8 protein-coding genes are annotated in these 10,000 nt (G+C 45.4%); 6 read left to right on the forward strand and 2 right to left on the reverse strand.

Annotation, left to right across the window (positions count from 1 at the left end; translation table 11 throughout):
• Positions 1–95: 95 nt before the first annotated feature.
• Positions 96–428, reverse strand: a complete 333-nt coding sequence (locus LDL35_RS01810) for a P-II family nitrogen regulator (protein WP_304018891.1) — start codon at positions 426–428, stop codon at positions 96–98.
• 174 nt (positions 429–602) lie between these two features.
• Between LDL35_RS01810 and LDL35_RS01815 the strand changes: the two genes are divergently transcribed.
• The 6 genes from LDL35_RS01815 to LDL35_RS01840 all read left to right on the forward strand — a co-directional run bounded on the left by LDL35_RS01815 (position 603) and on the right by LDL35_RS01840 (position 8,391).
• The gene (locus LDL35_RS01815; protein WP_304018893.1) at positions 603–3,185 is read left to right on the forward strand and encodes a methyl-accepting chemotaxis protein; all 2,583 of its coding nucleotides are present in this window, start codon (positions 603–605) and stop codon (positions 3,183–3,185) included.
• A gap of 10 nt (positions 3,186–3,195) precedes the next feature.
• The gene (locus tag LDL35_RS01820; RefSeq protein WP_304018895.1) at positions 3,196–3,702 is read left to right on the forward strand and encodes a chemotaxis protein CheW; all 507 of its coding nucleotides are present in this window, start codon (positions 3,196–3,198) and stop codon (positions 3,700–3,702) included.
• Between the two features lie 11 nt (positions 3,703–3,713).
• On the forward strand, positions 3,714–5,459 hold the full coding sequence (locus LDL35_RS01825; RefSeq protein ID WP_304018897.1) for a PAS domain S-box protein: 1,746 nt from the start codon (positions 3,714–3,716) through the stop codon (positions 5,457–5,459).
• 145 nt (positions 5,460–5,604) lie between these two features.
• Entirely contained in the window at positions 5,605–6,441 is an 837-nt protein-coding gene (locus tag LDL35_RS01830; protein WP_304018899.1) for a metalloregulator ArsR/SmtB family transcription factor, read from the forward strand.
• Positions 6,438–7,256, forward strand: a complete 819-nt coding sequence (locus LDL35_RS01835) for a flavodoxin family protein (RefSeq protein ID WP_304018900.1) — start codon at positions 6,438–6,440, stop codon at positions 7,254–7,256. The genes LDL35_RS01830 and LDL35_RS01835 overlap by 4 nt, the downstream gene beginning before the upstream one ends.
• A 31-nt stretch (positions 7,257–7,287) precedes the next feature.
• On the forward strand, positions 7,288–8,391 hold the full coding sequence (locus tag LDL35_RS01840) for a radical SAM protein (protein WP_304018906.1): 1,104 nt from the start codon (positions 7,288–7,290) through the stop codon (positions 8,389–8,391).
• Positions 8,392–8,408: 17 nt separating this feature from the next.
• Here LDL35_RS01840 and LDL35_RS01845 read toward each other — a convergent pair.
• On the reverse strand, positions 8,409–10,000 hold a 1,592-nt coding region (locus LDL35_RS01845; RefSeq protein ID WP_304018912.1), incomplete at its 5' end, for a PAS domain-containing sensor histidine kinase.

Genomic DNA, 10,000 nt, shown 5'->3' on the forward strand with positions numbered 1-10,000 from the left:
AACTATAGAGATCGCTATATGACCTGAGGAAGTCTCCACTTCATCAAAAATTAAAAAAAAAAAGAGGAATGGCAGAATACAGATGTCAGAAAAGATTACAGGATCATATCCCCGTTTTCACGGGTCTGAATCCGTATGGCCTCTTCAACCGGTATGATAAAGATCTTCCCATCTCCGGTATTGCCGGTAAATGCACTTTCACACAGGATGTTTATTATCTCCTCCACATGATCATCCTCCACAACCATCTCCACTTTCACCTTGGGCATAAAATCATAGAGTGATTCGATATTATACTGGTTTATCTCCCTGGATGTCCCCCGGTACCAGATATCATAATTGATCATCGAACCATGACCCATGGCTTTCATGGCATTCCTTACATCATTGATCTTCTCAACCCGTACAAACGCTTCGACTTTTTTCATCCACAGGAATAGAAATCTAAAAGTAAATATTATTTTTAGTATGATAATATATAGAATTGAATTAAAATATATTCCTCTCAGAGACATCAGAGATCCTATATGGAATTGTTAAGGGAATACAGACCCCAGAGATATTCATTACCGCATTGGTTCACCCCCCAAACCTGATGCCATATGAACTATGATTCCATAAAAACAGGCTTTGATCTCTCCGGATATTACCAGAATTCTGTTGGTTTCCATCCGGGAGCGGAATACAAAACATCACCAGAATCAGCGGATATCCATTCTGCCGGGATTATCACACACGATGCATCCACTCTTATGAGTATTCTTGATGCTGCACCGGTAGCCATTCAGATTGTCGGTCCTGAAGGGACATTCATCGATTGTAACCGGCAGACTATGGAATTATTCGGAGCACGGTCCCTGCACGACATTATAGGAAAAACACCATCTCTTCTCTCTCCCCCGGTTCAGAAAAACGGGGAGGATAGTCAGAAAGCCTCAATGACGCAGATACAGGAGGCATTTTCTGGAAAAAGGGTTACTTTTTCATGGGACCATAGAAAACTCTCCGGCGAAATCTTCCCGGCCCGGGTGACATTAAACCAGATAATATACGAAGGAACACCCTGCCTGATGGCATCTGTTATCGACACCAGTGAACTTGTGGAACAACTGGATGAGATCGCGACTCTTGTGAAAGAATCACCATATGCAATCTTCTCTATGGATCCCTCACTTCAGATAAGCGACATCAACGAGGCAGGAGTGAGCAATACCGGGTATACGCATACGCAGGCATGTTCGATGAATTTTGGAGATCTCTCGTTTCTTGAATCACATGGGAAGAAGATCAAAGACGCTATTCAGACAAAAAAACCGGCACATGGGAGAGCAATACTCCGGACACCACAGGGGATCAGATATCTGAAGACATCCTATATCCCGGTGCTCAGTCAAAAAGAAGAGATATCGAAAATATACGCAGTCTTTGCAGACCAGACCTCACTCATTGAGAAGATGAATGAAGCTGAAGCCCTGGTCCAGGAAAATCCTGCAGGAATCCTGACTACGGATCCGGAAGGCAGGATACTATCAGTAAACCAGGCATTCATTGATATCAGTCGGATAGAGAAGGAGAAACTCCTTCAGATGAGATTGGGAGATTTCCTCATTATAAAAAAGGAAGGAGCCGGATTTAAAGAGGCTATGACCTCGAAAAAATCTGAAAAAGGCAGAATTACTGTAGATTTTGGCTCCCACAGCCGGATTCTTGATTCATCATATATTCCGGTCCTCAATGTGAATAAGGATATTGAAAAAATGGTCCTCATGTTCATTGACTGTACCGAAGTGCAGCAGCTTATCGGATACCTGGACCGTTCAGTGGCGGTCATCTCTGAGGACATCACTAATCTTGCATCCGGAAAGACGGATTTTGAATCAAAGGCAGTAGCAGGGGATGAGTATACACAAAAAGCAGAGAAAAACCTGACCACCATCCATGAATCCATCAACACAACAAGGCTGGCACTCGAACAGATTATCAGAGATATAGACAGAACAACTGATGCTGCATTATCAGGAGATCTGTCATTTCGGGCAGATCCATCAGTCCACCAGGGAAATTTCCAACATATAATTGAAAAACTCAATAATACCCTTGATGCTACCCTTACTCCGGTTCTCGAAGCAATGTCCGTCTCCCGTGAATATGCCGGATATAACTTTACGGCACGGTTTAACCCTGCATTAGAGGTAAAAGGTGACTGGGTTGCATTTAAAGACGCTCTGGATCAGACAGGGAATGCAATTTCACAGGCCATTTCTCTCCTGAATCAAAAAATCGGTGAGCTTTCAGCAAGTATTGAAGAAGCAAACTCAAGTGTTGAGGAGATCACCTCCGGATCACAGGAAATTGCCTCTATCATGGAGAATATCAGTAAAAATAGTGAGTCAGGAGATTCATCAATCGCCCAGATCATCCGTGCTATGGAAGACCTCACCCGGACGGTCAGTGAGGTATCTCACAAGGCAGATAGTGTTGCAGGGTTGTCACAAGGGGCCACTATATCAGCAAAACAGGGAATGGAACGAGTCAGACGATCAGAACAGTCAATGTCTGAAATCATGACTGCTGCAGAACATGTCGATACCATTGTAAAAGACATTAATGCAGAGATGAATGAGATCGGAAAGATAGTCAGAGTAATTTCAGACATCGCAAATCAGACAAACCTTCTCTCCCTGAATGCTGCAATAGAGGCAGCCCGTGCCGGAGAAGCAGGAAGAGGGTTTGCTGTAGTTGCTTCAGAAGTAAAATCTTTGGCTCAGGATTCACGAAAGTCAGCCGAAAACATAACAGAGATGATTACAACTCTCCAGCAAAAAGCAAAATCCGCTGAGAACGCGATGGCCCAGTCGGTTCAGGTGGTTCATGATGGCAGTTCAGCCCTTGCCGAGACCGTTACCTCATTTACTGACATTGCACAGGCAATTGGTGACATTCATCAACACATCACTGACGTTGCAGCTGCTTCAGAAGAGCAGGCGGCTTCAGTAGAGGAAGTTACCGCAAGTATGCAGGAAGTGGCATTTCTCACCCATAAAACATCAGAAGAAGTCATCCACACATCTGTCGCTATAAAACAGACCTCTGCAGCCCTGGAACAGATCAGTGAAGTCGTAAATACGATTGTCGTCATTGGTGACGGAGTACATCAGGAAATATCCCGGTTTACTGTGGGATGAGGTGAACAGAATGATTCAGCGAATGAGGGATACAACCCCGCAATCAAAATCACGAACGGTGACAAGACAGGAGACGCAGGTTATCGAATTTAATCTTGGGACAGACAGGTTTGCCATAGATATCCAAAATATTAAGGAGATAGTTGAATATACACGAATTCGACCCCTCCCAAACTCGCCTCCCCATATAAAGGGTATCATTGATCTTCGAGGAGAAATTACCACCATCATCGATCTGGCTCTCTTTATGAACCAGTCATCACAGACATCAGAGGAGAAAAAACGCATAATCATCCTTGATACTATAGAAAAAAGCCATAAATTAGGATTTCTGGTAGATAATGTACATTCAGTCCTCGCCATAGACCAGAACCTGATTGATTATTCTGTTCACCGGAGTCATGACGATGCCGGGCATATCCAGGGAATAATAAAAATGAGATATGATGAGGGGCAAAATTCCTATACAGATCTCATCATATGGCTGAATATTGAACAGATTCTGCTCGAGATATAAACAGGATCTGCATGCAGATATATCAAAAAATTCCGGATGAGATCCGATATCCCTCATGCACATCCAGGATCATCTCATCCCCATATCATACCGGAGATACCCCGACGACAAAACAGATCCTGTACGTGGATGATGAAGAGATCCTCCTTGAAGTTGGAAAACTCTTCATTGAACGATCCGGAGCTTTTCATGTCACAACCTGCAACAATCCTCTAAAAGCCCTTGAACTTCTCACATACAATTCATTTGATGCAATCGTATCAGATTATGAGATGCCTGACATGAACGGGATACAGCTCCTCAAACAGGTCCGAGAGACCAAAAACCAGATCCCATTCATCATTTTTACCGGTAGAGGACGTGAAGAGGTAGTAATTGCTGCCCTGAATGAAGGAGCGGATTTTTACATCCAGAAGGGGGGTGAGAACAGATCCCAGTTTGCTGAACTGGTTCATAAAATAACCGTATCTATACAACGACAGGAAGTTTTACTTGCACTCCAGGAGTCTGAGAAGAGACTCTCCAATATCCTTGCAGCGCTTCCCTATGCCACTTTTGCCATAGATACCGATCACCGGGTAATTGCCTGGAATAAGATGATGGAACAGATGACTGGTATTTGTGAATCTGATATAATTGGCAAAGGTGATTTTTCCTACTCGGTTCCTCTCACCGGAAAAGCAGAACCGGGTATCATTGATTTAATCCTCAAAGACTACCCCGGAGTAGAGGATTATTATGCTGAATTCAGGCAGGAAGAGAACATTATCACTGCCGAGCGGTACCTTTCCCTCCCGTCAGGATACCGGTATGTCAGAATTCGTGCCGCTCCCCTGTATTCTTCATTTGGTCAGGTTATCGGAGCAATCGCTACCATCCGTGACATTTCAGATAATTTCATGGATGAAGCTTTAGATAGAAATTCCTTTGAGATGTATAAACAGATTGCAAATATCTCTCCTGACTGGGAGTACTGGGAGAATCCTGCAGGAGATGTGATGTACTGCTCGCCATCAAGTCTTACGATAACCGGCTATCTGCCTGAAGAATTCACAAAAACCCCTTCACTTCTTCACCATATCATCCATCCTGAAGATCGGGAACGGGTTTATCAGGCACAAAATCCGATAGAATCCACCCATTCAGGATATTCACATCTTCAGTTCCGCATCATTACCCGAAACGGAGAGGTTCGGTGGCTTCTCCAACTCTGCACCCCCGTATATCGGATGAACAGATCCTTCATCGGTAAAATTATCAGCAACCGGGACATAACTGACCGAATTGAATTACAGGAACGATTAGTTCAGACGCTTGGCTTTTTAAAACAGGAACAGGAACTGACCATCCGGTTTCAAAGAATGCTTGCAACGAAAAATGAGTTTGCCCTGACTACTATCCTTGAGCTACGGGAACTAGAACATGTGATTCAATCATGTATTGATTTTTTTGACGACGGGATTGCGATTGTAAAAGGGCAGACTATCATTCATTGTAATAGCCGATTCAGGGAGATATTTGGGAATAGTATGGATAAATCTGACAAAATTACCCTTCAGGACTGCATTCCTATATCAATACATGAGCAGGTTATAAAATTCGATGACGATTCAACAGTATACCCGAAACGAAATTCTCTTTCATTTTTCGGAACATATAAAAAATCCGATGGGACCCTCTTTCCTGCATCAGTTACCATGAAGCGGATTATCAGCCAGAGATCCAATCTTCTTGCACTATCCATAAAAACAATCTGAATTTTCCATTTTCACGCCTGGTTCTCTCATCATCCTGAAGACTCTGATAACTATATAATCACATAAGCAAATACCTATATACTAGCCTATGGAGATATGCAATCAGTGTGAGGACTGTACAAAACTCTGCGAGATAGTTCCAAAGATGGCCGGAGCATTCAAAGCCCTTGGTGATCTGACCAGGTTGAAAATTATATATCTCCTCACCTGTGACACCACCGGAACTCTTGGAGTATCCGACCTTGCAACAAGACTTGGCATCTCCCAGCCTGCGGTATCCCAGCATTTAAAAACACTCAAATCAGAAGGCATTGTTGATTCACGCCGGGACGGATTTTATATCTACTATACTATCAACCGTGACCGGATGGTGGAATTCCGGGATCATTTTGAACTGATGTATTCAAGTGTCATGGGGAGATGTAACCGGGAACTTATCAGGAAATCTTCCCCTGATCAGGAAATCCGGGCCTGTGTCATCTATTATTCATACTCAGGGATTACCCGCCATATTGCAGAAGAGATACGAAATGCCAGCGGATGCGATATCATTGAGGTCAGAACAAAAAAGCCCTACTCTTCCTTTTCAGCATATACCACCGGAGTATTTCGATCCCGGAAGATGGCATGCGACCCGATTGAACCAGAGACCATCGATGTTTCAGGGTATGATCTCATCGTCATGGGAACACCGGTCTGGGCATGGAAACCGGCCCCTGCCATGAATGCCGCCGTGCAGGCACTTACGGGATGTGAGGGGAAGAGGGTTGTGATCTTTACGACATGCTGCAATCAGCCGGGGGAAGCCCTCCCGATTTTAAGGGAAGCACTGACCAGCCGTGGTGCCATCGTTGCCCTGGAGATATCGCTTACCTCAGAGGACACAAAAAATCCTGATGCCGGGGGAGAAATTCTCCGAAGAATCATTGAGGCACAACCATTTGGAGATACCACACAGAGAGCAGATTCGGAGGAGAAATGAGCACAACAGATCCAAAACATATCCTGGTCATCATGGGCAGCCCCCGGAAAGGGAACACGTTCCATGCATGTGAAATGTTCAGAGAGCTTCTGGAGCAGGAGATTCCGGTTCAATTCGACTATATATGGTTAAAAGACCTCACCCTGCATCCTTGCAGAGGCTGCCTTCTCTGTTTTACCAAAGGAGAACAGGCATGCCCCATCCATGATGATATCCCTAAGATTTGGGAGAAGATGAGAAAGGCCGATGCAGTCATTTTTGCGTCCCCGGTCTATGCGATGAATGTGACAAGCCTGATGAAACTTATGATAGACCGGTTCTCGTTTACATTTCACCGGCCGGAATATTTTGATAAAAAGGCCTTTCTTATCGCAACCACCGGAGCACTCGGACACGAGGAAGTGCTGAAATACCTTGCCGATGTCGCAGGAATCTGGGGATTTGAGGTCACCGGAAAGGCCGGCCTGGTAACACCAATCCCAGTCCCTGCCCACCTGGCAGAGAGAAACCAAAAAACCCTGCAAAACGCAGCCCATGCCTTTTCTGAAGCACTCAGAAGAAGCAGGAGAAGATCGCCAGGACTGAAAGATGTCATTATCTTTCACGGACAGCGGGCAGCCTTCTCCCAGCTCATGACCCAGTCTCCTGCAGACTACCAGTACTGGAAGGAGAAAGGCTGGCTTGACAAGAAAGTCAAGTATTTTGTTCCTCTTCCGGTCAATCCCCTCTATCATGCTATCGGAGTCCTTGTCGAATGGATTGCGACAAAAAAGGTAAAAAAAGATTTGATTACGAGTTCGGGGGCCAAGGAATGATCCGTTCAGGATTTCAGATCTGGAGTATTCCATGAGTAATCAGCATGTCTCCTCCGATAGGCAGGAGCAGTACCGGGATCTCTTCAACACGACGATTGGTGAGGTCATAAGCCATGCAATCCGGATAATCGGCGCCGACCCCACACTCATCATCCCTGCAGGAAAAATACTCCGATACCAGAAGAAGGCAGCAAAAATCAGGGCCCGGCATGAGAAAGAAGGACTTCTGGTCCCACCGGTTATGATATGTAGTATCACCTCACGGTGCAACCTTACCTGCAAAGGCTGTTATATGCATGCCAGAAAGGAGAATCAGAGATCGGAAATGAGTCCGGATATCCTCACATCAGTCATTGACCAGGCTGCAGATCTCGGAGTCTCCATTCTTGTCATAGCCGGTGGCGAACCCCTTGTCAGGACTGATGAGATAATCCGTATTGCACAGGCTCATCCTACAATCCTCTTCCCGGTCTTTACCAATGGCCTCCTCATAGATGAACAGACGGCTGACACCCTTGCCTCATACCGGAATATCGTCCCCCTGATAAGTTTTGAAGGACTTCGGGATGAGACCGATGCACGAAGAGGAAACGGAGTATTTGACCAGCTTCTTGCCACCTGTCATCTGCTTAAATCCCGTGGCATCTTCTTTGGGTGCTCAATCACAGCGACCAGGACAAACCTTGAGATCGTCACCGGTGACGTGTTTATCAGTCAGATGACAGATGCCTCTCTCAGGGTTTTTTCCTATGTTGAGTATGTTCCCATGACCCCAGGAACAGAAGGCCTCGTCCTCACCCATGAACAGAAACAGAATCTGCAAGTAAGGCTCACCCGGTTAAACCAGACATACCCGGCCCTTTTTCTGGGATTTCCCGGAGATGAAGCATACTATGGTGGATGCCTTGCTGCAGGGCGTGGATTTGTGCATGTCAGCCCGTCCGGGGATCTGGAGCCCTGCCCGGCAGCATCCTACTCTGATGCAAACCTGACCGAAATGCCACTGAAAGAAGCGTTGAGATCGCGGTTCCTTCAAAGACTGAGAGATACACCTGAAGTCCTGACAGAATCAGCGGGCGGATGTGCCCTTCACGAAAACCAGGTATGGGTGAAGGAAATTCTCTCAAAGACCTAACGTTCCGCCATCATCGTTCAGGAACGGGTGGCGGTGATCTTCAGAAAGCAGGAATCCTGATATCTCCAGCATCCTGAAGGAACTAGCATTTCAAATCTGACCCCCTGACCCGGCACTCCGTTTTCCGTTATCGAAATCCCGGTAAATGAAAGGATCTCACGAATCAGAAATAATCCAAGACCGGTATTTTTCCCATGTCCTTTCTGGAATATCAGACTCTTTTCACCCTCTGCAACACCAACCCCGTCATCACTATACACAAACCGGCACACATCTCCGGATATCTCATATGACAGGGTAATTTTGGTCACTCCTTCTCCATGCCTGATAGAATTTTCAATAAGATTATAGAGAACCTTCTCAAAGAGAGGATCAGCATAGATCTCCACCTTCTCTTTCGGGATGGTAAGAGAAACTCCCCTGGTAAGCGATTTGAGGACGTCCTTTTGCATGATCTCATCAACCCGCTGCCAGACCGGCTCATGAACTCCAAGATCCTGATATTCCCGTGTAAAATCAATCAGATGCTGGATATCTTTACCTGAAGAGAAGATGGTCTGCATCGTCGTTCTCCACTCCGCATCAGGATACTCTTCCAAAAGGATCTCACCATATCCGGTAATGACCATCACCTTATTCAGAATATCATGTCGTGTTATGCTGTTTAACAATCCAATCTGATGGTTTGCTCTGGTAAGTGCCTTATATGCCCGGGTAAGGTTATCAATATCATTGATGAGCAGCAAAATAGCAATATCTCCCTGGATGGTGATGTACCTGGTTGAGAGGATGGCATACCGCTCCTGACCGTCTGCAAGCCTGATACAGGTCTCATACTTCTCCCCAGGCTGCAGGGAGAGGACTTTTAAAAACTGATCCTCGTTATTAGCATCGGTAGAGAAAAACCCTAAACTTTGAACTTTATGCCCAAGCGAACAGATTTTTCCGACATCAAACCATTCTTCGCACTGCCGGTTCATATCCAGTATAGTCCCGTCCTGCCGAAATATCAGGATCGGATCCGGAACTTCCTGGAAAATGGTAACAAACCGTTCTTCATTCTCACGAATGGCCTTTTCAGTCTCCTTCCGCTGCGTTATATCCCTGATAATATACAGGATGCTATCTGGCCGGCCCTGATTATCATGGATGATCTCAGAATGACTTTCAATATACAACTCAGATCCGTCTTTCCGGACCGCACGGTACTCATGAACCCCGGTATTCGTGCCTGCTTTCAGTTGCCTGACATCATGTTTAAACCTGGCCTGATCAGCAGGGTGAATATGATCAAGAATCGGCATTCCATACGGTGACCGGTCCTTGTTATTATATCCAAACATCCGAATGGCTGCCGGAGAGACCATGAAGATCTTACCCAGCATATCAACCATCGTAATATTATCCGGAGAGGTCCTGATGATTGACCGGTATAATTCCTTATTCTTTTGAAGCGTCTGCTCCAGTTCTTTCTGATGGTTAATATCAGTAAATCCACAGATAATGGCTTTTTCTTCCAGTATGGTGATGGAATTTGCAGACAGATATGCCCAGAAAAACCGACCTCCCCTGGATATGAGCCTGGTTTCATAATCCACCAGTTTCTCAT

Source organism: Methanospirillum hungatei (genome assembly GCF_020216685.1).
Taxonomy (GTDB): domain Archaea; phylum Halobacteriota; class Methanomicrobia; order Methanomicrobiales; family Methanospirillaceae; genus Methanospirillum; species Methanospirillum hungatei_B.

Bases quoted from the DNA above. Each gene is read 5' to 3' on its own strand.
- LDL35_RS01810 (WP_304018891.1), bottom strand. From the start codon at position 428: ATGAAAAAAGTCGAAGCGTTTGTACGGGTTGAGAAGATCAATGATGTA.
- LDL35_RS01815 (WP_304018893.1), top strand. From the start codon at position 603: ATGAACTATGATTCCATAAAAACAGGCTTTGATCTCTCCGGATATTAC.
- LDL35_RS01820 (WP_304018895.1), top strand. From the start codon at position 3,196: ATGATTCAGCGAATGAGGGATACAACCCCGCAATCAAAATCACGAACG.
- LDL35_RS01825 (WP_304018897.1), top strand. From the start codon at position 3,714: ATGCAGATATATCAAAAAATTCCGGATGAGATCCGATATCCCTCATGC.
- LDL35_RS01830 (WP_304018899.1), top strand. From the start codon at position 5,605: ATGGCCGGAGCATTCAAAGCCCTTGGTGATCTGACCAGGTTGAAAATT.
- LDL35_RS01835 (WP_304018900.1), top strand. From the start codon at position 6,438: ATGAGCACAACAGATCCAAAACATATCCTGGTCATCATGGGCAGCCCC.
- LDL35_RS01840 (WP_304018906.1), top strand. From the start codon at position 7,288: ATGAGTAATCAGCATGTCTCCTCCGATAGGCAGGAGCAGTACCGGGAT.